General features: G+C 56.0%; 20 protein-coding genes and 1 pseudogene. 7 read left to right on the forward strand and 14 right to left on the reverse strand.

Going from position 1 to position 26,130, the window contains the following annotated elements; translation table 11 throughout:
• Positions 1 to 395: 395 nt before the first annotated feature.
• From ACMG4N_RS11215 to ACMG4N_RS11255, 9 genes and pseudogenes are all read right to left on the reverse strand, one after another.
• On the reverse strand, positions 396 to 3,524 hold the full coding sequence (locus ACMG4N_RS11215; RefSeq protein WP_414431679.1) for an efflux RND transporter permease subunit: 3,129 nt from the start codon (positions 3,522 to 3,524) through the stop codon (positions 396 to 398).
• Positions 3,521 to 5,263, reverse strand: a complete 1,743-nt coding sequence (locus ACMG4N_RS11220) for an efflux RND transporter periplasmic adaptor subunit (RefSeq protein WP_414431680.1) — start codon at positions 5,261 to 5,263, stop codon at positions 3,521 to 3,523. The genes ACMG4N_RS11215 and ACMG4N_RS11220 overlap by 4 nt, the downstream gene beginning before the upstream one ends.
• Positions 5,250 to 6,545 (reverse strand): TolC family protein, encoded by a 1,296-nt coding sequence (locus ACMG4N_RS11225; protein ID WP_063508764.1) that lies wholly within the window; start codon positions 6,543 to 6,545, stop codon positions 5,250 to 5,252. Before ACMG4N_RS11225 ends, ACMG4N_RS11220 begins: the two co-directional genes overlap by 14 nt.
• Before the next feature lie 725 nt (positions 6,546 to 7,270).
• Positions 7,271 to 7,405: pseudogene (locus tag ACMG4N_RS11230) on the reverse strand (Cd(II)/Pb(II)-responsive transcriptional regulator); the annotation flags it as partial.
• Between the two features lie 390 nt (positions 7,406 to 7,795).
• Positions 7,796 to 10,105: a heavy metal translocating P-type ATPase gene (locus tag ACMG4N_RS11235; RefSeq protein ID WP_007151136.1), complete on the reverse strand. Its 2,310-nt coding sequence runs from the start codon at positions 10,103 to 10,105 to the stop codon at positions 7,796 to 7,798.
• A 30-nt stretch (positions 10,106 to 10,135) separates the two neighbouring features.
• Positions 10,136 to 11,488 (reverse strand): APC family permease, encoded by a 1,353-nt coding sequence (locus ACMG4N_RS11240; protein WP_414431681.1) that lies wholly within the window; start codon positions 11,486 to 11,488, stop codon positions 10,136 to 10,138.
• 129 nt (positions 11,489 to 11,617) lie between these two features.
• Positions 11,618 to 12,367: a copper resistance protein B gene (locus ACMG4N_RS11245; RefSeq protein ID WP_035460407.1), complete on the reverse strand. Its 750-nt coding sequence runs from the start codon at positions 12,365 to 12,367 to the stop codon at positions 11,618 to 11,620.
• A complete protein-coding gene (locus ACMG4N_RS11250) occupies positions 12,364 to 14,121 on the reverse strand; it encodes a copper resistance system multicopper oxidase (RefSeq protein WP_414431682.1) in 1,758 nt (585 codons plus the stop codon). The genes ACMG4N_RS11245 and ACMG4N_RS11250 overlap by 4 nt, the downstream gene beginning before the upstream one ends.
• 88 nt (positions 14,122 to 14,209) lie before the next feature.
• Positions 14,210 to 14,743 carry a plastocyanin/azurin family copper-binding protein gene (locus ACMG4N_RS11255; RefSeq protein ID WP_039926258.1) on the reverse strand — a complete coding sequence of 178 codons (534 nt, stop codon included), beginning with the start codon at positions 14,741 to 14,743 and terminating at the stop codon, positions 14,210 to 14,212.
• Positions 14,744 to 14,946: 203 nt separating this feature from the next.
• Here ACMG4N_RS11255 and ACMG4N_RS11260 point away from each other — a divergent pair, with 203 nt between their 5' ends.
• Both ACMG4N_RS11260 and ACMG4N_RS11265 read left to right on the forward strand, forming a co-directional pair.
• A complete protein-coding gene (locus ACMG4N_RS11260; RefSeq protein WP_007151491.1) occupies positions 14,947 to 15,615 on the forward strand; it encodes a response regulator transcription factor in 669 nt (222 codons plus the stop codon).
• Between the two features lie 19 nt (positions 15,616 to 15,634).
• Complete coding sequence (locus tag ACMG4N_RS11265) at positions 15,635 to 16,969, forward strand: ATP-binding protein (RefSeq protein ID WP_197017557.1); 1,335 nt, start codon at positions 15,635 to 15,637, stop codon at positions 16,967 to 16,969.
• A 464-nt stretch (positions 16,970 to 17,433) separates the two neighbouring features.
• Here the strand turns inward: ACMG4N_RS11265 and cadR are convergent, their stop codons facing one another.
• Entirely contained in the window at positions 17,434 to 17,841 is a 408-nt protein-coding gene (cadR, locus tag ACMG4N_RS11270; protein WP_004364961.1) for a Cd(II)/Pb(II)-responsive transcriptional regulator, read from the reverse strand.
• A gap of 95 nt (positions 17,842 to 17,936) precedes the next feature.
• Here cadR and ACMG4N_RS11275 point away from each other — a divergent pair, with 95 nt between their 5' ends.
• Entirely contained in the window at positions 17,937 to 18,833 is an 897-nt protein-coding gene (locus ACMG4N_RS11275) for a cation transporter (protein WP_011588649.1), read from the forward strand.
• A gap of 4 nt (positions 18,834 to 18,837) precedes the next feature.
• Positions 18,838 to 19,350 carry a signal peptidase II gene (lspA, locus tag ACMG4N_RS11280; RefSeq protein WP_022986212.1) on the forward strand — a complete coding sequence of 171 codons (513 nt, stop codon included), beginning with the start codon at positions 18,838 to 18,840 and terminating at the stop codon, positions 19,348 to 19,350.
• Positions 19,351 to 19,659: 309 nt separating this feature from the next.
• On the opposite strand, the gene ACMG4N_RS11285 is transcribed toward lspA, so the two are convergent.
• A complete protein-coding gene (locus ACMG4N_RS11285; RefSeq protein ID WP_011588651.1) occupies positions 19,660 to 19,875 on the reverse strand; it encodes a helix-turn-helix domain-containing protein in 216 nt (71 codons plus the stop codon).
• A gap of 87 nt (positions 19,876 to 19,962) precedes the next feature.
• On the opposite strand from ACMG4N_RS11285, the gene ACMG4N_RS11290 reads away from it, so the two are divergent.
• The 3 genes from ACMG4N_RS11290 (at position 19,963) to ACMG4N_RS11300 (ending at position 21,189) form a co-directional block, all read left to right on the forward strand.
• On the forward strand, positions 19,963 to 20,325 hold the full coding sequence (locus tag ACMG4N_RS11290; protein WP_011588652.1) for an SEC-C metal-binding domain-containing protein: 363 nt from the start codon (positions 19,963 to 19,965) through the stop codon (positions 20,323 to 20,325).
• A 74-nt stretch (positions 20,326 to 20,399) separates the two neighbouring features.
• Positions 20,400 to 20,651: an AbrB/MazE/SpoVT family DNA-binding domain-containing protein gene (locus ACMG4N_RS11295; RefSeq protein WP_031226830.1), complete on the forward strand. Its 252-nt coding sequence runs from the start codon at positions 20,400 to 20,402 to the stop codon at positions 20,649 to 20,651.
• 190 nt (positions 20,652 to 20,841) lie between these two features.
• Positions 20,842 to 21,189, forward strand: coding sequence for a DUF3147 family protein (locus ACMG4N_RS11300; RefSeq protein ID WP_414431685.1), 348 nt, complete (start codon positions 20,842 to 20,844; stop codon positions 21,187 to 21,189).
• Between the two features lie 8 nt (positions 21,190 to 21,197).
• Here the strand turns inward: ACMG4N_RS11300 and ACMG4N_RS11305 are convergent, their stop codons facing one another.
• Genes ACMG4N_RS11305 through ACMG4N_RS11315 form a run of 3 tightly spaced genes read right to left on the reverse strand, consistent with a single transcriptional unit; the run spans position 21,198 to position 26,130 of the window.
• A complete protein-coding gene (locus tag ACMG4N_RS11305; RefSeq protein WP_414431687.1) occupies positions 21,198 to 24,278 on the reverse strand; it encodes an efflux RND transporter permease subunit in 3,081 nt (1,026 codons plus the stop codon).
• A 24-nt stretch (positions 24,279 to 24,302) separates the two neighbouring features.
• Entirely contained in the window at positions 24,303 to 25,820 is a 1,518-nt protein-coding gene (locus tag ACMG4N_RS11310) for an efflux RND transporter periplasmic adaptor subunit (RefSeq protein WP_414431689.1), read from the reverse strand.
• Positions 25,810 to 26,130, reverse strand: a complete 321-nt coding sequence (locus ACMG4N_RS11315) for a hypothetical protein (protein ID WP_414431691.1) — start codon at positions 26,128 to 26,130, stop codon at positions 25,810 to 25,812. The genes ACMG4N_RS11310 and ACMG4N_RS11315 overlap by 11 nt, the downstream gene beginning before the upstream one ends.

Genomic DNA, 26,130 nt, shown 5'->3' on the forward strand with positions numbered 1-26,130 from the left:
AAGGCTTTGCTTGCCCTACTTGCCCTTGGAATGCGGAACGAGAACCTCGGCAGAACCGAAGCCTACATTACCGTTTTCGTCCGTTGCACGATAAGTGATTGTGTAAACTCGTCCATCTCCGCCGCCACTTCGTTCAGCCCGGAGGTAAATGGTGCCATCTTGAGGGTTGGCAGACAAACGTGCAAAATCCCCCAAAAACATCGTAACCTATTGTTCTATAGAGAAATAAGTTATTACCCCTGTGACTCTCTACCACAACCAGCCATCCATAGGGCATCTGGACATGACTATTCGTTTCGGGGGGGTATCGCAGCCCCCCCCTCAATTATCAGTGCCGGATCAGCAGCTGATCCGGCGCCAAGACTAGGAGATTACCACCCAAGCTTTAAGCTTGGTCAATCCGGATTCCTATCACGTCGTTGCATCAGCAGATAGGCTGCGGGCAGCACGAAAAGTGATAACAAAGGTGCTGTTACCATCCCTCCTACCATGGGTGCAGCAATGCGGCTCATGATCTCGCTACCTGTGCCTCCCCCCCAGAAAATCGGAAGAAGGCCGGCAATAATAACAGCTACAGTCATCGCCTTAGGTCGAACACGTAATACCGCGCCATCACGGATAGCACCCATCAAGGCAGCTTCATCCTTTTGGCCCTGCTCCTGCCTCTCCTGCCACGCCTGCTTTAGGTACAGCAACATGATCACGCCAAACTCGGCAGCGACACCCGCCAGGGCGATGAAGCCGACACCAGTAGCCACCGACAAGTTGTAGTCCAGCAGATACAAGAACCAGATACCGCCGGTCACCGCAAACGGTAACGTAGCCATAATCAGCAAGGCTTCACCGATACGGTGAAAGGTCAGGAATAACAGTACGAAAATAATCAGTAAGGTCGCCGGCACCACCACTTTCAGTCTCGCATTGGCCCGCTCCAGGAACTCAAACTGACCGGCAAAGGACAAGCTGCACCCCTCTGGCAGCCTGACTCCGTCATTCACTGAGGCACGTAGATCATCCACTACCGAGGCCAGGTCACGCCCCCGCACATCGATATACACCCACCCAGACAGTCGGCCATTCTCACTTTTTAACATCGGTGGCCCATCGGTAATCTTGATATCCGCCACGGTTCCGAGGGTAATTTGTTTTCCTTCGGGAGTGACTATGGGCAAATCGCGTAAGCGATGCACCGTGTCGCGCCACTCGCGAGGATATCGAAGGCTGATCGGGTAACGCTCCAGCCCTTCCACTGTCTCACCGATGTTTTCACCACCAATCAAACCACTGACCACCGACTGAATATCCGCGATGTTGAGGCCATACTGAGCCGCAATGCCACGCCGAATATCGATATCCACATAACGACCACCAGTCAACCGTTCAGCCAATGCTGAGGAGACACCGGGTACTTGTTTGGCTACCTGTTCGATTTGACGGCTCACCTGGTCAATGATCTCTAGGTCATTACCCGCTACTTTGATGCCAATTGGGCTCTTGATGCCAGTGGCAAGCATGTCGATACGATTGCGTATCGGAGGAATCCAGATATTTGCCAGTCCAGGCACGCGTACAATACGGTCCAGCTCTTCGACAAGCTTCTCCGTTGTCATGCCTTCACGCCATTGGTCCTTGGGTTTGAAACGGATGGTGGTTTCAAACATCGTCAATGGTGCAGGGTCAGTCGCTGTCCGCGCACGCCCCGCCTTGCCGAACACCTGCTCCACCTCAGGCACCGTTTTGATCAACCTATCGGTCTGCTGTAGAAGCTCGGTAGCTTTTTGTGCTGACAAGCCTGGTAAGGCACTTGGCATATACAGCAAATCGCCCTCATCCAGCGGTGGCAAAAATTCACCACCAAGCTGACTTAGCGGCCAAAAGGCGGTAACAAAAACTAAACCGGCAACCAGCAAGGTGGTTTTCGGCCACGCCAAGACTCGCTCTAGTACGGGTTGATAACAACTAATCAAAAAGCGACTGATTGGATTACTTTCCTCGGAAGGTATCTTTCCCCGAATCCAGTACCCCATTAACAGTGGAACCAATGTCACCGATAGGCCGGCTGCCGCCGCCATAGCCCAGGTTTTGGTAAATGCCAGTGGGCCAAATAGCCGCCCTTCCTGTGCTTCCAAGGTAAAGACAGGAATAAACGACAAGGTAATAATTAGCAACGAGAAGAACAGCGCTGGCCCCACTTCGACAGCTGCTTGCTCTATGACTCGCCAATGCGCATTACCAGTCAGAGATTGCCCTGGGTTATCCCGATGCCAAATCTCAATTTTCTTGTGAGCGTTCTCGATTAACACCACTGCTGCATCCACCATAGCGCCGATAGCGATAGCAATGCCGCCAAGCGACATGATATTGGCATTGATGCCCTGGTAACGCATCACAATAAAGGCAGCAAGGATTCCCAGCGGTAGGGAAATGATGGCCACCAGTGACGAACGCAAATGGCCAAGAAACAATACGCACACCAGTGCAACTACAATGAACTCTTCAATCAATTTGTAACTGAGGTTTGTTACCGCTCGATCAATCAGCTCACTTCGATCATAGGTGGTGACGATCTCAACCCCTTCCGGCAAGCTTTCCCGCAGTGTCTCAAGTCGCTCATGCACGGCAGATAGCACGGCGCGGGCGTTCTTGCCTGAACGCAGAATTACGACCCCGCCGACGACTTCCCCTTCACCGTCCAGCTCGGCAATACCACGCCGCATCTCCGGACCAAGGCGAATCTGCGCCACATCTCCAAGCTGTACTGGCACTCCATCAACCAGTTTTAGTGGGATTTTTCGGAAATCTTCGAGTGATTGAAGGTAGCCACTGGAGCGCACCATGAACTCCGCTTCGCCCAGCGTCAGCACTGCTCCCCCGGTTTCCTGGTTAGCTTGTTCTATCGCCTTGCGTACTTGTTGATGACTAATCCCATGGCTGGCGAGTTTGACCGGGTCAGGGACCACCTGATATTCACGTACCATGCCGCCTATAGTTGCCACTTCTGCAACGTCAGGCAGAGTCTGCAGCTCGTATTTTAGAAACCAGTCCTGTATCGAGGTTAGTTGCGATAGATCATGCTGGCCGGTGCGATCGATCAATGCGTACTGATAAATCCAGCCGACACCGGTAGCGTCTGGCCCAAGTGATGGTCGTGCTGTACGCGGCAATTCAGACTGGACCTGACTAAGGTATTCCAACACCCGTGAGCGTGCCCAATACAAGTCGGTACCATCTTCAAACAACACGTAAACATAACTATCACCGAAGAACGAGTAACCACGTACTGTGCGCGCACCTGGCACGGCCAGCATGGTGGTGGCAAGTGGATAGGTAACCTGTTTTTCCACCAGCTGCGGTGCCTGACCTGGGTAACTGGTGCGGATAATCACCTGTACATCGGACAGATCCGGTAAAGCATCTACGGGGGTATTGTTGATAGACCAGATTCCCCACGCACTCATGAACAGCGTCGCCAGCAGCACCAAAAATCGGTTAGCCAACGACCAGCGAATCAGGGTAGCGATCATGGTGTCACCTCCTGTTTGTCGAGAGACACCACAGTCAAGCCATTATCGGTATCTTTGACGCCGACGCGCACACGATCGCCCACTGCTATATCGCTGGCCACCTGTTCGCTGGCAAGACGAAAGCGCATGGTCATGCCAGGCATACCGAGCGTCTCAAAAGGACCGTGTTTAAGCTTGACCTTGCCGTCGGATAGCCCCTCGATAACCCCCTCGGCGTAATGCAACGAATTCACTTGGGTGTCTTTTTGTTCCGCCACCTGCTTTTCTAGGCGCTCCACAATCAACCCTTTGTCTGTATCACGAATGCCAATGCGCACGCGATCACCTACCGATATCCCTTTGCCTACTTGTTCATTCGCCAGGTTAAAACGCATGGTCATGGCAGGCATGGACAAGCTCTTGAAAGGGCCATGGTCCAGCATTATTTTGCTGCCATTCAGTTGCTCGACAACACCTTCGGCATAGTGCAGTGCGTTCATCATTTCCGTCTCATCTGACATAGCCAGCTCCTGAACGGCAATGCCTTGCAGGCTGGCTTCGGAATCGAGCAGGAACTGACCACTGACAACCACCTTCTGGTCTTCCTTCAGCCCGGCCAGGATCAGCGTTTGGTCTCCCAGCTCGCCCCCCGGCAGCACTGCCTGCGGACGATATCGACCCTCCCCCTCATCAAGCATCACCAGGCTGCGCTTTCCTGTATGCAATAAGGCTGCGGTTGGTACGGCCAATGCTTTCTGTGTGGCTTCGCCATGAATGCGTACCTGAGCGCTCATGCCCGGACGCAGATCACCCTCGTCATTGGACAAGGTCACTCGCACCGGCACAGTCCGGCTGGACTGATCCACCAGAGGCAGAATGTCGGCAACTTGCCCCTCACGCAGTGCTGGCTTCACTCCTTGAACGGTCACGTCAACAGCGTTACCACTACTGACTTGCCCCAATTGGCGTTCCGGGACCGCTATCTCCACCCACACGGGGTTGAGTGACTGAATCTCCGCCACGGGAGCACCGGCCGGCAGCGTCATGCCAGCACGAGCATTGAGACTGCGTATCACGCCATCATGCGGAGCTGTCACCGTCCAGGTTTTCAGCGGTTTACGTTGGCGTTCAATACTCCGGATCAGGGATGCAGGCATGCCCAATGACAACAGGCGTTCCCGCCCGGCGACGATCAGTTCGTTGTTGCCGCTGCCGAGCACGGCCAGCCATTCATGCTGAGCTCCAGTCCAGGCCGGAACTCTCAATTGCATCAGCGGCTGACCACTGGAGATAGTGTCGCCCTCAGCCAGAGGCCAGACCTTGTCTACGAAGGAAGGCGCGGGGCTTTGCAAGCGTGTCAGGGCGCGGTCGTTGTAAGCAATCAACCCCGTGACATCAAGCTGAGATTGTGACTGAGCCACGACCACCGAGGCACTGCGAATTCCCAGATTTTGTACCATGGCTGCATCAATACGGACCGTTGGCTGATCGCTATCATCACCACCATTGGCATAACGGGGCACCAACTCCATATCCATGAAAGGTGAGGGCCCAGGCTCGTCAAAGTGCTGCTGGGGATACATAGGGTCATACCAGTACAGCACTTCCTTTTCATCCGCTTTGCTGTTGGTTTCACCGCTGTCCATCGCCATCGATATACTGCTCTGCGAAGGGGTGACGTAACGGCCCAAATATATTCCGGCTAGCAACAACAGCGAGGCAGCCAACCCGATCAAGGCATTGCGTTTAATGTTCATCATCTTGCTCCTCGCCCACCATGCCGTGGTGGTCGTAGGTAAAATGGAGGGCGGCTGCCTGCTGGTCATACTGCCCGCTGAGATCAATTTCTTTCAGTTTGGCGTCCAGCCATTCGCTACGTGCCCGTACAAGATCGGCCAAACTGCCATCACCGCCGCGCCAAGCTGCCCTAGCCAATCCCACTTTCTCTTTTGCGAGAGGCACCAGTTGCTCCCGTTGCCGGGCCAGCGTGCGTTCCTGGCGTTCATATTCGGCCAGATCGCTCTGCAGCATCGCTTCATGTTCACGACGTACCGCCTCTGCACGAGATTCCAGTGCTTGCCACTCAGCTTCCGCCGAGGCAATGCGAGGCCCCTGGCGCGACCGGCTGAACAATGGCAGGTCCACATTGACCTGTAGCATCGCCATGTCACTGAATTCTTCACGATTCATATAAGCCAGAGTTAAAGCCCAGTCCGGCTTCTTGGCGGCACGAGCCTCGTCCGCGTTAGCCTGGGCGACAGAAGCCTGACGCGACGCTATCTCAAGTTCAGGGTGCTTATGCAGGCTATTCAGTAACTGTTCAGCATTGATGGCGAAATCAGGTGCTTGGCCAGCCGGTGATTGCCGGCCGGCTTCCCCCAGCCAGCGTATTAAACGAGCCTTAGCCTGGCGCTGCCTGGCCAGAAGAGCATCTCGCCGATCCAGTAATGTCACGGCTTCCTGCCTGGGTGCCACGCTATCAATAGCCTTTCCTTGACCCGATGAAAGCCGGGCACGCACTGCCTTGTCGAACAAACGATTTTCAGCAATGAGTTCTTCCAGCAGGACTAGTTGACGATCCAGAGTGTGGAGCTCGATCCAGGCTTGAGCGGTCTGACGCAGCACGGCCAGACGAGTCGCCTCTTTCGTGGCCTCCGTTAAGCCGATTTGCTGTCTGGCCCCTTCTGCCCTTGCTGTGCGTTTGCTGCGATTGGGGAAACGCTGGGTTACACCAATACGCTGCATGGTCATGAAATCACTCGACAGGCTGTAACGATCGGCACCATCCACAGGTACATTGTCGAGGCCAAGAATCAGGGTGGGATCAGGCAAAGCATCGGCAGGCCCTTCTGCCTGCTGAGCGGCCTCGACGCGGGCCGATTCCGCCCGCAGTTCCGGTGATTGACGTAAGGCGAGCTGTAGCGCCTGATTAAAAGTCAGGCCTTCTGCCCCAAACGCCTGGACACTAGCTAGCAGCAGGGAGGGCGCTAGCCAGCCGAGTGCGCGCCGATACCGGCCGGCGCTCAGAAATATCCAATACATGTGTCACTCCAACACGGATCATGGCGCGCAACGCGCCCTCAGTGGGCCCAGACCAGGCCGGACCCCGAAAAGATCAGTGAGAAAGTGCTAGAGGCGGTCGCCAGATGGTAGATAAGGCAAGGGGGAGATAGAGAGGGTTAGAAAAATGAGGGGTAGCCGGATTTGCTGCCTGAAAAGAAACCGCCGGAGCCGTATTCATGATCGAGAGCTGCCCAGCATGGCACTCCTGGCCAGGCTTGCAAACCGGGCCGCTGTGCGTGTTGGATTCACCATCCAGACAACAATCGTTTTGTGGCATGGCGGACATCATGCTGCAACGGTCATCCATGTCTGCCTGCATCATGGTTTGTTCCATGGGGCAAGGCTGCGCCAATTGCACCGCTGCCATCCCCTGCAAGGAGATGCTAAGCAGAAATAGGCAACTAATGAAAAACCGAGCAATAAACATATGGTGTCAGCATAGTCCGAAGCAATGTGCTATTAACAACATAAACCTTGGGGTAGCCCCCATGTCAACGTTTAATATTGAGCTATGTAACTATTGATCGCCAGCTCTGCTCCCTCTGGCATGCTCTTCTGCTACGCCACAGCCTTCAATAGCATTACTTGATGAAGCGTGAAAGTGTCTCTCGATGCCATTCCAGGCGCCTGTTGGCATGCTGGGTACCGAGGCTTATGTCGACAGGTGGCGGCGTGGTTAAGAACTATAAAATCGACACTTTGATCTATTGCGGTTGTACGATGCCTTCGCTGATGCCTGCAAGAACCCCGCAAGCATCAACTTCACGGCCATCGTTGCACCTCGCTCTCAGGGAAACGAGTTGCTTCTCAAGCGATTGCAAAGCCGTTATCTGCGACCGCGCATCAGCAGACTTCCTGTTATAAGCAACCTGTTGGCTTTACACACCTAGAGAGTTAATCACAATGAGTTGGATTAAAGTTGAACGGGCTGAGCAAACCCCGTGGAACTTGATCACGGTCAACAGATCACGGATGAAGTCGCTTAAGGCGCCAGCTATGGCAAAATAGCCCCTACTCGAGGCTCCACGCCGATGGCCTAGGATTGCATGCCCAAAGATCCGGTAGGCAGGTATTTCCGTGCCCAGCTTCTCCTTCATCGTGGTTTTGACGTCGATTTCGATCAGCACCCCGAAGCAGTTATCCGTGAGAGACTGACGCGCTCGTTTGTCAATCGCCTCAAAATCAGCATCTTCTATGGTTCGATCAATAGTGTACGGCACCAGCGATTATTACTTAGGGCCAAGCTTGATAACTCGCAGGCGCAATGCATTCACAATCACGCTGAAAGACGACAGCGACATTGCAGCAGCCGCGAAGATCGGTGAAAGCAGTATCCCGAAGAACGGGTACAAAACCCCCGCCGCAATCGGAACGCCCGCGGAGTTGTACACAAAAGCAAAGAACAGGTTCTGTCGGATATTGCGCATGGTCGCCAGCGACAGACGACGCGCTTCTACAATACCCATCAAGTCGCCGCGCAGCAGCGTAATGCCCGCGCTTTCGATGGCCACATCTGTGCCGGTGCCCATGGCCACCCCCACGTCCGCCGTTGCCAATGCAGGCGCGTCGTTAACGCCATCACCCGCCATCACGACAACACCCCCTTCATCTTTCAGACGCTGGACGATCTTGCCCTTATCTTCCGGCAGTACCTCCGCTTCCACTTCATCGATATGCAATTTGCGAGCAACCGCCTCGGCCGAGGTGTAGTTATCGCCAGTCAGCATGACCACTCGAATGCCGTCTTTTTGCAGCGCGACAATAGCAGCGTGGGTCGTTCTCTTGATGGGATCGGAGATGGCCAACAGCCCAGCGATTTTTCCATCGACGGCGGCAAAAATCACGGTAGCACCATCTTTGCGATGCTCGTCGGCATCGCTGTCAAATCTAGTGGTGTCGACATTCTCCGACTCCATGAGAAGACGATTACCAAGCAGCACCCGCTTGCCGTCGATTTTTCCTGTTACCCCTTTACCGTTGGGAGAATCGAAGTCTTCCGCATCCGGCAGCTTCAGCTCCATGCCCTTGGCTTTGTCCAGAATGGCGTGGGCCAGTGGATGCTCACTGCCTTTCTCGAGTCCGCCCGCAAAACGCATCAAAGCATCGTCATCGTACCCATTCGCTGTAACAATTCGGGTGATTTGTGGCTGCCCCTCTGTCAACGTGCCGGTCTTATCCACTACCACCGTATCTACCTTTTCCATGCGTTCAAGGGCTTCCGCATCGCGGATCAGCACACCACTTTGGGCGCCGCGGCCAACACCTACCATGATCGACATCGGCGTTGCCAGACCCAGTGCGCAAGGGCAGGCAATGATCAGAACACTGACCGCCGCAATCAGCCCGAACGCCATGGGCGGTGTCGGCCCAAGGAATGACCAGGCTATAAAGGCAACAATGGCAATTAGGATCACGGTGGGCACAAACCAGCTCGCCACCTTATCGGCAAGCCCCTGGATCGGTGCGCGGCTGCGTTGGGCGCTGGCCACCATCTGCACGATTTGGGAAAGCATGGTGTCCCGGCCAACCTTGTCGGCCCGCATGATAAAGCTGCCCTGTTGGTTAATACTGCCGCCAATCACTTGGTCGCCAGACTTTTTGCTGACTGCAAGAGGCTCACCGGTCACCATGGACTCATCCACGTTGGAGCTGCCTTCAAGTAACTCACCGTCCAGCGGCACCTTGTCCCCCGGGCGCACTCGCAGGCGATCACCCACCTTGACCTGATCCAGCGACACATCGGACTCGTCGCCCTGGTCATCCAGCTTTCGGGCCGTCGCCGGTGCCAGATCCAGCAGCGCCTTGATCGCGCCCGAGGTTTTCTCCCGGGCCCGCAGTTCAAGCACCTGGCCTAACAGAACCAGCACCACGATGACCGCAGCCGCCTCGAAGTAGACGGCGACAGAACCGTCTTCCTGCCGAAAGGCGTCGGGGAAAATCTGGGGCGCCAGTGTCGCCACCAGGCTGTAGATCAGCGCCACGCCAGTACCAATGGCAATGAGCGTGAACATGTTCAGATTGCGGCTGACGACGGACTTCCAGCCTCTGACAAAGAAAGGCCAGCCACACCAGGCCACTACTGGCGTCGCCAACACCAGTTGAATCCAGTTGGACATTTGTGGGGCAACGATCTGGTCAAGGCCGGTGAGATGTCCGCCCATTTCCAGCACCAATACCGGCAGGGCCAGCACCAGGCCAATCCAAAATCGACGGGTCATGTCTTTGAGCTCTGCCGAGGGCCCGTCATCCAGACTTACCTGCTCGGGCTCCAGGGCCATACCACAGATAGGGCAATCTCCGGGGCCCTGCTGGCGAATTTCCGGATGCATCGGGCAGGTGTACATGGTGCCCGGAGCCACGGGTTCGTCCTGTTTCTGTTCTCCACTGAGGTAGTGTCCCGGGTCGCCGTCAAACTTCGATTTGCACCCCGAAGAACAGAAATACCAGGTTTTCCCGCCATGCTCGCTGCGATGTTCCGCCGAGTGTGGATTCACCGACATGCCGCAAACAGGATCTTTGACCGTGTGCTCAGCCGTCATGGCCGATCCCTCCCTATCGAGTTCTGGTGATTAGTGATGATGAGCATGAGATTCTTTGTGTCCCGCTTCTTCGGCTTCTGTGGCCTTTTTCAGGAACAGTTGCTCGGCCACTGCGATAACAATCATGGTGACAACCGCCACGCCAATAACAAACAGGTCAGTATTCAGTTTGACCCAAACGAAGCCACCAAGAGCGAGCAAATCCAGAACAATTGCCACCGTGGGCACCCACACATTGGCCTTCACATCCTCCCGTAAATAGCGCAGAACGCCCCAATGGATAGCAATGTCCATGATCAGGTAAAAAATGATGCCCAGCGCTGCAATTCGGGACAGGTCGAAGAAGGCCGTGAGGATAAGCCCAAGCACCACGGTATAAACCAGCGTGTGCTTCTGGATGCTACCGGGCATGCCGAAATGACTGTGGGGGACCAGCTTCATTTCAGTCAGCATGGCCAACATGCGTGAGACGGCGAAAATACTGGCCAGAATGCCACCGGCGGTGGCCATCATCGCAATGGCGACGGTAAACCAGACGCCGTAGTCGCCCAATGCGGGACGCGCAGCGGCCGCCAGAGAGTAGTCCTGCGTTTTGATGATTTCCGCCAGGGACAGGTTACTGGCAACGGCGAAACCGACCAGGGTGTAGATCACCACGCAGGCTGCGATGGAAATAATAATCGCTCGCCCCACGTTTCTCTTGGGGTCTATGACTTCCGAGCCGCTGTTGGTGATGGTGGTAAAACCTTTGAAGGCCAGAATGCCAAGGGCCGTTGCCCCCAGGAAATTGCCAAAGGTTCCAGCCTCACCGGGGCTAGAGAAATCAACAGAAACACTGTCGGCAATCCAGATACCCACCAGCCCGAAAACCAGAATGCCTCCGATCTTCAGGATACCTATAAAGGAAGCCACGCCCTGAATCATTCGGCTGCCCAACAGATTGATCAGAAACGCGGCCAGAATTAGTGAGACGCCAAGAATGGGCACCATGCGGCCACTTTCATCGCCATCGAACAGTTGCATGGTGTAAGAACCGAAGGTTCGCGCAAGAAAGCTCTGGGCAATCACCATCGAGAAATACATCAGCAAAGCATTGAAAGCCGTCGGTAACCGATTGCCATAGGCTTTGTGCAGGTACATGCCTATGCCCCCGGCTGACGGGTAGGCATTGGAAATTTTGATGTAGGAATAGGCACTGAAGCTTACGATTACCGCCGCGGCCAGAAACGCCAACGGGAAAAGAACGCCAGTCATCTGCGCCATCTGCCCGGTAAGGGCGAAGATACCGGCGCCAATCATGACACCGGTGCCCAGCATAACAGTTCCCGGAAGTGTAAGACTGCCTTTCTGATAGCGCGTGGTTCTGTCGTGCGTGCTGCTCATACAACCTCCTGTTGTTTTGAACGGCGTTTGATACTCAATAAATAGCCAATGCTGGCTTGGGTAGACCTCACTTGCATCAATGTCGAGAAAAACGGGCCAAAGAAATATCTTTAGCCCCTAAGTACCTGATCAGAGTGCGATGCGCGCTCCAATCACAGCAAACCAATCTGCTGTACTGCCGCCGTCCGCTTCGGCAAAGTCGGCACTATCGCCGTATTTGCGCTCATGCACCACGCCCACATAAGGCGAGAACGCACGGTCGATCAGATCATAGCTCAACCTGAGTCCGGTTTCGGTAGAAACCAGTCCTTTACCAACGCCAATTTCCCGGTCCTCGCTAAACGCAACCGTGGCATCCAGCGTTGCCGCCAGAATCCAGTAGTTGGTGAGAAGCAGCTCGTACTCTGCATCCAGTTCGGCTGACGTATCGCCATCCTTACTGACATACAGGTTTGCATCGATCTCAAACCATTGGGGAGCCAGCCCGGCTACACCGAGAACGGCATATGTACGGTCCGGCCCCTCGGGCGTATCGAAACGTACGCCCGCTTTGGCGTCGAAGAACTTGGAGATGGGGATCTGGCCGACCAGCTGGTTTTCCAGTGTTTCGTAGGCCTGCTCCTCTATCTCGTACTCCCCGGTTGTGAGCAACCGGACTTTGAACTCGTCGGTGCCATAGAAAGCATCCGCATTCCAGACGCCCAGTTCCTCGTCATCGTCGCTGTAGCGGTATTCAAACTCCTCGAATTGAACACCCCAGGTTGTGAGCGGCTGTTTACGAGCGGTGGTGTCGGAGATCATTTCCTGAGCTGTCACCGCCGTTGAGAATCCGATAGAGGCAAAGAAACTGACCGCAACAAGTGATCGAATACAACTCATGCCTCACCTCCTTCTTCAGCAGCCGCGTCTGTTTTGGCCTGCGTCGACTCTGGCCCACCTTCAACAATCACCTTACGGAACATACCAGCGGCCGCGTGGTAAGAGAGGTGGCAGTGGAACGCCCATTGGCCTGGCTCGTCGACTTCGGTTTCCATGTAAACGGTGGTACCGGGCTGCACACTGACCGTGTGTTTGATCGGATTCCACTGGTCTGCGCCAACATCTAGAATGGACCACATACCGTGCAAGTGCATGGGGTGAGTCATCATGGTTTCGTTGACAAACTTGAAGCGGACCCGCTCACCATATTTCAGGCGGATCGGATCGGCATCTTCGTACTTAACGCCATTGATACTCCAGGTGTACCGCTCCATATTGCCGGTCAAACGAAGCTCTATTTCTCGAGTCGGTTCGCGGTCTTCATACAGTGGATCTTGGGCCTTGAGGTCAGCGTAGGACAGGAACTTGCCGCCATTGGCTGCCGTGGGGACGAGGCCACTTCCCTTCGCATAGAAGGGGTCGCTTGGACCTTCTTTTCCCATCGCCATGGAACCATGGTCCATGCCGGACGTGCCCGAATGATCCATTCCTTTCATATTTGAGTGGTCCATGTTGCTCATGTTTGCGTGATCCATTCCCTCCATCGAAGAATGATCCATTCCGGACATCTCTTCTGAGCTATTCATATCCATGTCGCCATGGTCCATACCGGACATACCGCCCATATCAGCCATAGTCAGGCGGGCCGGTTCACGCAGTTGCGGCACGAACGCTTCCATACCCTCTTCTGGGGCCAGTGTCGCTCTGGCATAGCCCGAACGCCCCATGGATTCGGCGAAGATGGTGTAGGCCTGCTCACCTTTCGGGCGGACGATCACATCGTAGGTTTCCGCCACACCGATCCGGAACTCGTCCACACTAACCGGCTGAACGTTGTTTCCATCAGCCTGCACAACGGTCATGTCCAGACCGGGGATCCGGATATCAAAGTAAGTCATCGCCGAGGAGTTGATGAAACGCAGCCGAATGCGTTCGCCCGGCTCAAAAAGCCCAGTCCAGTTCTGATCCGGCCCTTTACCGTTGATCAGCCCTGTAAAACCCTGCAAGTCCTCGACATCCGCTTTCATCATCCGCATGCCACCCCAGGCCATACGGTCCCGAACGGTGTTCATCAGGCCGTTCTCGGACACGTCAGAGAAAAACTCTCCGACAGTCTGCTGCTCGCGGTTGTAGTAGTCCGGCATCATCTTCAGGTTACGCATGATGCGATCACCGGAGTGCGGGTGCTTATCGGTTAGCTGAACTACGTATTCGCGATCGTAGCGGAACGGTTCACGTCCCTCAGGTTCGATAACGATGGAACCGTAGGCGCCATCCGGCTCCTGAAAACCGGAGTGGCTGTGAAACCAATAAGTACCAGCCTGCTGGATGGGAAATTCGTAGGTGAAGGTTTCACCCGGCTTGATGCCTGGAAAGCTGATACCAGGCACACCGTCCTGATCAAAAGGAAGGATCAGGCCGTGCCAGTGAATGGAAGTCATCTCATCCAGGTTGTTGGTCACGTTGATCTTGACGTTTTCGCCTTCCTTGAAGCGCATCACCGGCCCGGGAGATGCACCGTTATAACCGATGCCGTCTTTCACGAAATCGCCGGTGTCAATTTCGACCCGATCAACCGTGAGATTATATTCGCCAGCCATGACCGATGCAGACATCAGCAGGCTTAACAACACTGAACCTAAACGGCTGTTCATACTTTTTGCTCCAAATCGCTCTTCACTAAGAACCCTCAAAATAAATACCTACAAGCCCACTGGATCAACGCCCCATTAGTGAACTCAGTTACTGGACCTTGACGTCACCGTACATCCCTGCCTGGTAATGACCCGGCACGTTGCAGGCGAACTCGATATTGCTGTTATCGGAAAACTTCCAAATAACTTCCTGCCTCTGGCCCGGTTCCAGCAGGACGCTGTTAGGGTCGTCGTGTTTCATGGACTGGCCGTTCCCCATGTCCATTTCCATCATGTCGTGGTTGAGCTTTCCGCCCTGGATGACGCCATGTTCGACCATCATCATCATTTCCTCCTGATGCCCCTCATGCATCTCAGGTGTGCCGATGTTGAACTCGTGAACGAGGTTCCCCTTGTTCTCCACCACGAACCGCACCGTTTCCCCGGGGCTTACGATGATTGATCCCGGTTCATAGTAATTGTCGTACATTTCGACTGTTATGGTTCGGCTGGCCTCTGAGGCTTTGCCGGGCTCACCACTCGCAGCGCCGTGATCATGTCCTCCACCATGGGTTCCAGCGGCAAAGGTGGTCGCCGACAATAAGATAGTTGCGGCAGCAACGAGGAATTTTGATACGGTCATATATCTTCTCCTTTGAACAGCTTTGGCCCTGAGGGCCGGGTTGTCTCACTCAAAACTTGAGCAATATCCAGAAGCGGTTGCTACCATCGCTCAGCAACCTGAATCCAGGCTGAAAATCGGAATTATTTTTTGTTCTGGCACAATTCAGCTTGGGCAGCGACACTGACGGACTCTGATGCTCAATTTAGAAAGGCAGTTCAGGAATGAGATTACTTCTGGTGGAAGATGACTACCTGCTGACAAATGGGCTAAGCGCCCAACTGGAAAAGGCCGGTTTCAGCGTGGATACCGCCCGTACAGCGCGGGAAGCCCGGCACCTCGGGCAGCAGGAAAGTTACCGCGCCGGTATTCTTGACCTGGGCCTGCCCGACGGCAACGGCCTGGACGTACTGAAACAGTGGCGGACGCATAAGGTCAGTTTCCCGGTGTTGATCCTGACCGCCAGGGGAGACTGGCAGGACAAGGTCAATGGCTTGAAGGCCGGCGCCGATGATTACCTCGCGAAGCCTTTCCAGACCGAAGAGCTGATTGCCCGACTTCACGCCATCGTCCGGCGAAGCGAAGGCAGAATAATGGATACCCTGACAGCGGGCCGGTTCGAGCTGGACGAAAATCGCCAGACGTTAAGGGCCGGTGACGAGACCGAACATAGCCTGACCGGTACGGAGTTCCGTTTGCTCCGATGTCTGATGAGTCGTCCCGGGCAGGTTTTCTCGAAAGAACAGCTTCTCGACCAGCTATACAGCATCGACGACATACCCAGCGAGAACGTGATCGAAGCGTATGTGCGGCGGCTCAGGAAGCTGGTGGGACCGGACACCATCAAGACCCGACGTGGTCAAGGGTACCTGTTCGATGCCGATAGCCGCTAGACCTCGCTCAGTCAGGGGGATGCTCCTGATTCTGCTACTTCCGGCCGGTATTGGTCTGATGGCACTGGCTTGGATCATCCATGGGGCCTTGCTGGAGAGGATGACCATGGACTTAGTAGAACGCCGCTTGAAAGATGAGGTAGCTTTTCTGGAACACCAGATCCGCCAATCCGGTGGCCAGATTGATACACTCCAGACCGGCGACTATTTTCAGGAAGTGCTCCTCCACGCCTTCGCCATCGCCATCGCTTCTCCGTCTGGGCAGTCCATCTCACCGGAGACCTGGACTCCGATTCTGAGGCCGTTGCTCACCTCCGGGCAGGAGGGAGCCGTGAGAGCCAGGGATGCTGAGGTACCATCTGCGCCTTCCCAAATGCTTGGGTATCGCCGTGCCTTCACGGTCGACGGAAACCCCTTCGTGATCATTGTTGCCGAGGATATGGAGGCGCTTCATCGGAGCCAGGCCAAACTCCATATCTGGACTGCCGTCGTCTCGGTTTTACTGGTCATTCTGATGATCGGGAGCATATGGCTGGGAATCACTCTGGCCCTGCGGTCAATAGCGGGCCTTCAGATGAACCTGAAAAAACTTCAGTCAGGCGAGCTCTCCCGTATTAACGCAGACGGCCCGGAGGAGTTCCGGCCCCTCGTCCGGCAACTCAATCGACTGCTGGATTCACTGGATGACCGGCTGGAACGCTCCCGTGACGCACTTGCCAACCTTTCCCACAGCGTGAAAACCCCCATAGCGGCTGTCAGACAGATCCTGGAAGACACCAGTCGCCCGCTCGATGAGAAGCTGAGATGGGAAATGGCGGCGCGCCTCGACGACATAGATGCTCAGCTTGAGGCCGAAATGCGGCGAAGCCGGTTTGCGGGTCCACAGGTCGGCCAAAGTGTATGTCCGATCAAACAGGCCCGGGATCTGCTGTGGATGCTTGGCCGCCTCTACCCCGATAAATCTTTTGAATTGTCAACGGATCTGCCTGAAAACCATCGCTGGCCTGTCGAGGAGCATGATCTGAACGAAATCCTTGGCAACTTGCTGGATAACGCAGGCAAATGGTCATCCCGCTGGGTGGAGCTCACGCTGAGTGAAGATCAAGAGCAGTTAAAAATTATCATCAGCGACGACGGAGCGGGCGTATCAGAAACAGCCCACTCACAATTGGGCAAGCGAGGATTGAGGCTGGACGAGCAAACACCCGGTCATGGATTGGGGCTGGCTATTGTCCACGCAATAGTTGAGCGTTATCAGGGACAGGTTCATTACACGTCCAGTAAGGTAGGAGGCCTTACTGCAGTTGTTGTAATCCCTGGTTCTGATCGATTCGGCGACCGGTCAGACAACTGACACCTTCACCCTCCATTCTCTATGCTTCAAGTCAAATTCATCAATAGTTGGGATGATGATTTGGAGTCTCGTCCAGCCTGTTCAATCTCGACCGCTCTATAATGAGCTTTTCCTGAAGGATACTGAATCTACACCCACTAACACTACTTGCTCTACTTGCAACCCAAAACAGCAAACCGATGCTTTTGATCATGAATTTTACACTCCCCCCCTTTCACTGCATGCCAGAGCCCGCCTTGTGCGGGCTTTTTCATGCCGTTTTGGAGTTTCTATGGATATTCGAGCGAGCTGGGCCTGTACCACGTACAGGGCTACGTTAAGCCTGAGGAGATTATCAGTACGGCGGCCACCATTTTGTATGGCTGAAAGGTGTCTAGCAAACCGGTGGCGATTCAGTTGATCTTACCTTTGCATGAGAGTGAGACAGACCGGCATCTCATCGGATTATCTGGTTGATGCTTCACCTACTGCTGGTGCATGTTTCCTTCGCTAATTCCAGCAAGAACCCCACACGCCTCAACTTCCCGGTCATCGTTGCAACTCGCTCTCAGTGAAACGAGTTGTTTCTCAAGCGCTTGCAGAGCGGTTATCTGCGACCGCACATGAGAGATGTGATCATCGAGCAAGGCGTTGACGGCGGTACAAGGCTGATGAGGGTCGTCCTGATAGCTCTGTAGTTCGTGAATCTCAGCCAGTGACAGGCCCAGGATTCTGCAGCGACGGATGAAGGCCAGCCCCTCACCATGCTTCTCGGTATAGACACGGTAACCGTTGTCCTGCCGATCAGGCGGCGGCAACAAGCCCTGCTGTTCATAGAAGCGGATCGTCTGTGTTTCGACCCCTACCAACTGCGCCAACTGACCAATGCGCATCAGCCTCCTCCCCAACGGATTCTTTACTCTATTGACCTTATAGTAGCTTTATAGTTTTAAATGGTACCACAACATTGTTCAAGTGGAGTCGTATCATGAGCAAATCCTGTGGTGGCGCCTGTGGCGGTGATGCAACGTCCGCAGCGGATACCGATATACAGGCCTCCTCCGAGGCGCCAGGGAGATGGGTCAGTGTTTATGCCGTGCCGAAGATGGACTGTCCATCAGAAGAACGAATGATTCGCCTAGCCCTGAACGGCTTTGAGGAGATTCGGGCGCTGTCCTTCGACTTGTCGAACCGCCGGCTGAAGGTCGTGCATGACGGCGAGGTCGAGCCCGTCACCTCGAAACTGAAGACCTTGGGGCTAGGCGCCTCGCTTCAGGAAACCGTCGCTGCAAATCCGGAGACCATCAAGGCCGCCGAGTTTTCGGCAGCTTCTGCTAAGCAAGAATCCGGGACCCTGCGCTGGTTGCTCGGCATCAATGCACTTCTGTTCGTGGTGGAAATGACTGCCGGTCTGATCGCCCAGTCCACCGGCCTGATTGGAGAATCCCTGGACAATTTTGCCGATGCGGCGGTGTACGGGCTTGCCCTTTATGCGGTTGGACATAGCGTGAAAATGCAGGTACGTGCCGCGCATCTTGCTGGTGTACTGCAACTGATCTTGGCTGTGGGCGTGCTCGTAGAGGTGGTGAGACGCTTTGTATTCGGTAGTGAGCCTGAATCGCTGGTGATGATGGCTATCGCATTCGTCGCATTGATTGCCAATACCAGTTGTCTGCTGCTCATATCCAAACATCGGGAAGGCGGGGCGCACATGAAGGCAAGCTGGATATTCTCGGCCAACGACGTGGTGATCAACCTGGGGGTCATCACCGCCGGCGCCCTGGTCGCGTGGACCGGGTCCAATTATCCGGATCTGATTATCGGCACCATATCGGGAGTCATTGTACTTAACGGGGCCAGGCGTATTCTGGCGTTGAAGGGTTAAATAATTGCTCATTATTGGCAACAAGCACTCGTCGTATGCCCTGTTTTCCATATCGAGCCTGCTGGCAGCGTCAGATCAGGCTGCAAAGTGGCTGGTGCAGCAATCAATGGCCTATGGCGAGTCTATTTCAGTGACCCCGTTCTTTAACTGGGTGCACGTATGGAACACCGGTGCCGCATTCAGTCTTTTTGCGAATGGCGGAGGCTGGCAGCGCTATTTTTTAATCGGAATCGCGGTGGTGGTCTCGATTTTCCTGATCAAGCTGATTCTTGAAAATCGTCATAAAGGAGAAGCCTTCGCTTACAGTCTTATCCTCGGTGGCGCCATGGGCAACCTGATTGACCGAATATTTCGCGGCTACGTTGTGGATTCCTTTGATTTCTATTGGCGGGACTGGCACTGGCCGGCCTTTAATCTGGCTGATATTGCTATTGTCACCGGTGCCTTGCTTTTCGTTTCCGGCAGTTTGTTGGGCGAAAAAACAAACACCAATACAAACCCAGATAGGCAAGGCTGACGTTACAGCTATGAACGCCATTGGGAAGAATGTGCGGTTCGCTAAGCGTGGGCTTCTTATCGTGTTTTGCTCAGACCCGGCAAGCGGGTCATCCTGTAGATAGTCCATCGCAAGTTCATTTGCCAGGTCTAAAACCTTGAAGGCAAGCGATCGGAGAATGCGGAGGCCTTCCGTATCGCGCAGCGGCTAGATGAGTTCTTGGAGAATGAATTCAACCTCCCCTCCCCCCTACAACTTCCTGACGACACAAAACCGCTTGAACGAAAATAGTGAATTAAAGCCTGATACCGGTTCTACATGATAGGAATATCATTCATCGGTTAGAAAAATAGCAGCAGGAAGCGAGAGAGCGTCGCTAATCTGGTAGATTTTGAGCAGAGTAATGTTCTTTTCGCCACGCTCAATGTGACCCATATAGCTGCGGTCCAAGCCTGCTAAACTTGCAAGCTCCTCTTGGGATAGGCCTTTCTGCTTTCGCATTGCTCTAACCTTTGCGCCAAATGCCTGAAGACGAGCATTGCTCATGGAAGTCTCACCTAAAAGTGAGAACTATCATTTTTTGATGCCTGAGCATCCACGGACTATAATACCCATTTTCCGTTTGGGTGGAGAATGTCTCACCTGCAAAGAAATGCGCCATGCCCATGTGGTAGCGGGGTTAAATACAAGAAGTGCTGCTTGCCAAGGCAGGAAGCAGAGCTGCACGCCACGAACCAAGGGCAGGTATATGCGTTATTGAACCAGATTATTCCAGACACAATTGGCTCGCCCGACGAAAACAGCAAGGAGTTCCAGCGACTTGAGGAGTGGGCTAATCGCTATTTATCAGGGATTGATCGCCGGCACCCTCTATTTGAGCCTCTGTCCGATCATTTGTGCACACACAGTGAAATCATTGCAATCGCCAAACAACAGAAGATCCATAGTTATTTGTCCGTGGCCGAACCTCTATATATTGCATGGCTAAATTCTTGACCATCACTACCACATGGTTGTTACGGGTGATTTATCTATTTAAATTGAGGTTACACCCAATGTGTGAGGTGCTTATGAAATTGAAAGTGCAGAAAATTAGTAATGGCGCAGGACTTCGAGTCCCTAAAACTGTCTTGCAGCATCTTGGTCTTGATGTGGGAAGTATCGTTGATATGGAACTGACTGATGAGCAGTTGATCATTCGCCCAAAGCCCATGCCGACCTTGGAAGAGATGTTGGCAGCTTGTACACCAGAGAATACCGCACTGAGCGAGGAAGACCGCGAGTGGCTTAGCGATGGTCCGGTCGGTAAAGAGATTTTGTGATCCCCTGCCCGGCGCCACCAATAATGTAACAGGGATGCAGCGGTTGCGTCGCGCACAGTTGACACGGCATTCGTGCTACCCGATTGATTATCATAATAAAATACACCACTTGGTGTGCATACATGGTAAATAGAGTAATTGCTACTATAACGGGATACTTCAGGAGCAACCAAACCAAAGGGAAATCCGCATGCCCCTCTACCTCAAATATCTCATTACCGCTGCGCTGGTCGTGCTGATCTCTGAAGTTGCTCGACACAGCGACAGACTGGGCGCCCTGATCGGTGCCTTGCCACTGGTAACCCTGCTTGCCATGTTCTGGCTCTACATGGGGAATCAGCCCGCGGAGAAAATCGGCAACCACGCCTGGTACACCTTCTGGTACGTCATCCCGACGCTACCCATGTTTGCCCTGTTTCCGTTCATGTTGGATCGCTGGGGATTTCTCATTTCCATGGGCTGCAGTGTGCTGCTCACGATTGGCTGCTTTGTGGTACTCGGACTACTGGTCCGGCCTTTCGGTATCGAGCTCTGGTAACACCAGACTTAACCAGGGCGTTCCCCCAGCCATCGATAGGCAACCGGCACCACCAGCATATTCAGTGCGGTTGAGCTGATCAGTCCCCAGAGAATCACTACTGCCATGGGCGCCTGGATTTCGCTGCCGGGCTCACCACCGGCCATGGCCAGCGGCACCAGGGCCAGCGCCGTGGCCAGCGCGGTCATCAGGATGGGCACCAGACGTTCTTCGGCGCCCTGACGGATGGCCTTTTCCAGGTCCAGCTTGTGCTCACTCATCAGCCGGCGGATGTGGTCGATCAGGATGACCCCGTTGCGGGTGGCGATACCGAACAAGGTGATAAAGCCGATCACCACCGCAATATTGATAATGCCTTCCGTCAGCCAGCCCCCCACGACCCCGCCAATCAGCGCCAGGGGCAGGTTGATCATCACCAGGCCGGCATCCCTGGCAGAGCCGAACGCCGTCATCAGCAGCAGGAAAATGCCGGCAATCACCACGGCACCGAGGAGCATCAGGCGGGTATTGGCCGCCTGGGCACTTTCAAACTGCCCCCCGAAGTCCAAGTGGTAGCCGGTGGGCAATTCCAGCTGCTCGTCCAGAATCACGCGGATATCCTCCACCACGCTGATCAGGTCGCGCTCGGCCACATTGGCCATGACCACCAGGTTCCGTTGCACGTTTTCACGGCTGATGGTGTTGGCTCCCCTGCTCTGCCGAATCTCTGCCAGCGCTTCAAACGGCAGCACGGAACCATCCGGCAGGTTGATCAGGGTTTGCCGCAACGAGTCGATATCCTTGCCCGCCGATTCGGGCAGCCTGACGACCAGATCAAAACTGGCCAGCCCTTCGCGAATCTGGCCGACGGTAATGCCGGTAAAGGCGCCCTCCAGCAATTCCGCCGCTTCGGCGGCGCTAACGCCGTAGTTGGCCATGGCAGCACGATCAAAACGTACTGTCACAAAGGGAATCTCACTCTGCTGATCCATGGCCACATCCACCGCCCCGGGCACCTGTTTCACCAGAGCCTCGGTTTGCTTGCCCAGACGGCGCAATTCATACAGGTCTTCGCCGAACAGCTTGATGGCGATATTGGCGCGGGTACCGGACAGCATGTGATCAATCCGGTGGGAAATGGGCTGGCCAATGACAATATTGACGCCGCGGATGGCGGAGAAATCGTGGCGTAGCGCCTCAAGCAGGGCTTCCTTGCTGCGCTCGCCCATGACCAGCGAGGCCTCGATTTCCGACGCGAACACCTGCTGGGCATGGGGGTCCAGCTCTGCCCTGCCCGTCCTGCGCGCCGTGGTGCGTACCTCGGGCTGGGCCAGCAGGATTTTTTCCACCCGGCTGCCGATCTGGTCGGACATTGCCAGGGAGGTGCCGGGCAGGGTCACGGCGCTGACCGTCAGGCTGCCTTCGTTGAAGGCCGGCAGAAAGGCACGGCCGGCAAAGGCCAGCGAGCCCAGCGACACCACCAGCAAGATGACAGCGCCGCCGAGCACTGACTTCGGGCTGCCAAGTGCCTTGTCCAGCCAGCTGCGATAGTGGGCTTTCAGCCAGATGATAAAGCGGGTGTCATGGCCGCTATCGATGGCCCTGGAGCCGGGCAGCCAGAACAGGCACAACACCGGCGTCACGGTCAGCGCCACCAGCAGGGAGGCGCCCAGGGCGACCACATAGGCGAGGCCCAGGGGCGCCAGCAGACGCCCTTCCACCCCAGCCAGGAAGAAGATCGGCAGGAACACCAGAATGATGATCAGGGTAGCAAAGACAATGGAGCCCTCGATTTCCCGGGTGGCCTTGAAAATCACCTGCAGGGCCCGGTCCCGGTCAGTGCCGGCCTGTTTGTTCTCGCGCAGTCGGCGAATGATGTTTTCCACCACGATGATGGCGTCATCCACCAGCGCCCCCAGCGCGATGGCCATGCCTCCCAGGGTCATGGTGTTGATGGTGCCGCCCATCCAGCGGATCACCAGGATCGCCACCAGCAATGACAGCGGGATCGCCAGCAAGGCAATGGCGGTGGCCCTGCCGCTCAGCAGGAAGGCAAACATGATCACCACCACCAGGATGGCCCCGTCACGTAGCGCCTTGCTGAGGTTGGACACGGCCGTATTGATGAAATCGGCCTGACGGAACACCCGGGTCTCGATCACCATGCCATCCGGCAGGGAGTCCTGCAGGTCTGCCAGTACAGTATCGAGCTTCCCGGTCAGCGCCAGGGTGTTGGCGTTGGGCTGTTTCTGAATGCCGATGACCACCGCGGCATCCCCGTTATAGGCTGCCGTGCCCCGGCGCGGCGCCGGACCAATGCTCACCCGGGCCAGATCCCGGACCAGCACCGGCATGCCATCACGGCGTGTGACCACTGAGGCCCCTACCGCGTCCAGATCCCGGGCCCGGCCCAGTCCCTGGATCAGGAATTCCTGGTTGTTGTGGGTGATGAAACCCGCCGCCGCATTGCGGCTGGCGTCACGTACCGCATCGGCCAGTTTAGTGAGGGTGACCTCGTAAGCCGCGAGCCGCTCAGGATTGGCGATAACCTGAAATTGGCGGGTTTCCCCGCCGAAGGGAATCACCTCGGCGACCCCGGGCACGGCCAGCAGGCGGCGGCGAATGGTCCAGTCGGCGGCGGTTTTCAGGGTCATTTCGTCATGGACGGACGAATGCAGGGCAATAAAGAGGATTTCGCCCATCACCGAGGACACCGGCGCCAGCTGGGGCGGCGGCAGGTCCGGTGGCAGGCTGGACATAGCCCCCTGCAGTTTTTCGGAGACGATCTGGCGGGCCAGATAGATGTCTGTGCCCCACTCGAATTCGACAATCACCACGCTGTTGCCCACACCGGTATTGGAGCGCACCCGGCGCACCCCCACTGCGCCGTTCATGGCGCTCTCGATGGGGATGGTAACCAGTGCTTCCACATCCTCCGGCGGCATGCCATGGGCTTCCGCCACAATGGTCACCGAAGGCGCAGTGAGATCCGGGAACACATCAATGGGCGTTTTCAGCGCCGCCCAGCCACCCCACAACAGCAGGCCAAGGGATGTCGCCAGCACCAGCAAACGGTTGTGCAGCGACCAGCGAATTATCTGATCTATCATGAGCAATCCTGGGCCGGTAAGGGCTTAGTGGGCGTGACCGTGACCGATGTCGTCGCCACCACTGGCAGCCAGACGAACGGACCAGGCCCCCTGGGAGACAACCCGCTCCCCGGCACTCAGCCCGGAAACGATTTCTATCCAGTCACCATCGACGATGCCGGTTTGCACTTCCCGCCGGGCGAAGGTTTCGCCGCCACTGTGGACGAACACCACCTGGCGGCCGCCATCGTCCACCAGGGCACTGCGGGGTACTGCCAGCCGCGGCTCTGCGGGGCGGGTGAAGAGATGGGCAGCAAACCGGCTGCCCACCAGATCCGGCCCGGTTTCTCTCGGGTATTCCAGGGTCACCGAGGCCGTGCGGCTTTTCGGTTCCACCGATGCACTGACCTGCACCACACGGGCACCGGTGGTGCTGTCCAGAATCTGTGTTCCCGTTACCGGGTGGTCAAACCAGGCGCCACTAGTGGCATGGAGCTGGGCGGCATAATGCTCCGGCACCCGCACCTGCAGCCAACGCCGTGTGGGCGTGGCAATGCGGAAGACCCGTTCGCCGGCGCGCACGAAGGCCCCGGGCCGGGCCTGCACGTCGATGACTTCGCCGGACACCGGGGCGCGCAGCGCCAGCCCGGATGCCTCGGCACCGGTCTGTGTCTGTGTCAAACGGGACTGTGCCGCCTGGAATTCTGCCTGGGCGACCCGCAGGCTTTGCTGCGCCTCGTCCAAGCGACGGCGAGGGATCGCGCCTTGTTCAAATAGCGGCGTTAACCGTTCTACATCGGCCTTTGCCAGCGCCAATGCACTGCGAGCCCGTTCAAAGGCAACCCGGGATTCCCCCAGGTCGGCACCGGTACCGAGACGGGGAATCAGGTAACCCAATATTTCTCCGGCTTCCACCTGTTGCCCCGCCTTGGCCAGGCCCTGGCTGGAAAAATAGCCATCGCCGGGGGCAGGAATATCCGCCCCGCCATCGGCAGGCGCCATGACCGTGGCAAAACCGGGCGCCGACGGTCTCATGGGTCGGGGCTTGGCGGGCCCAGAGGCAAAATCCGATTGCCACTGCTGCTCTTTCTGGAAACTGATTTCCCCTTCCACGGCAGCCTGGTTGACGCTCACCGCCGCCGCATCGGCAAATACTGTCACCGGCCCCAGTTCGTGGGTGACCTTGTTGTTGCCGGTATGGAGTATCACGGCAAGATCGAAATCTCCCGCCGATTTGGGCGTCACCACCGGTGTAAAAAGCCCGTCGCGGGTGGGGCTGCTGACCCGAAAGCCGGCCACGATGTCACCATCCCTGCGCAGCACCACATCCACCCTGCCCTCGGTCACCGGCTGGTGATCTGCCAGGCGCGTAAAGTGCGCAATAAACCGGGAGGGCTGACCTGCCACCAGTGCCGGGAATTCAACGAACAATTCGCTGGCGTCGGTGTAGTGCGTATAGGACAGCTCGGCACGATGCCCGGCATCGCCGTTGCCGGGCTGGGGGCTGTCGCAGCCCACCAGCGCCAGCATCAGAATGCCAAGAGCACAGGACTTAGTGCGCATGATGGCCGTCATCGCCATGGGCGTGACCGTGGTCATCGGTTTGCGGGCTCGCTTCCATGGTCTCTTCGGAAGCGGTGGCATCGCTGGTTGTCTCATCGGAAGCTGTGTCCGTGGAGGCCTCGTCGTCTCCGGGATAGAACGCTTCAGTTTCCGGCGCGCTATCGTGGGCATGTTCTCCGTCATGGGCATGGGCTGCATCGCCCTCGTGGGCGTGGCCATGATCGCCATCATGGTCCTGCCCACAGGCGGCGAGTACCGCGAACAGGCTTGCCAGTACAATCGGACGCCAGATGCCGTTGATTTTTTGCAT

Origin of the sequence: Alcanivorax sp. IL2 (assembly GCF_047495475.1) — a bacterium.
Classification (GTDB): Bacteria; Pseudomonadota; Gammaproteobacteria; order Pseudomonadales; family Alcanivoracaceae; genus Alcanivorax.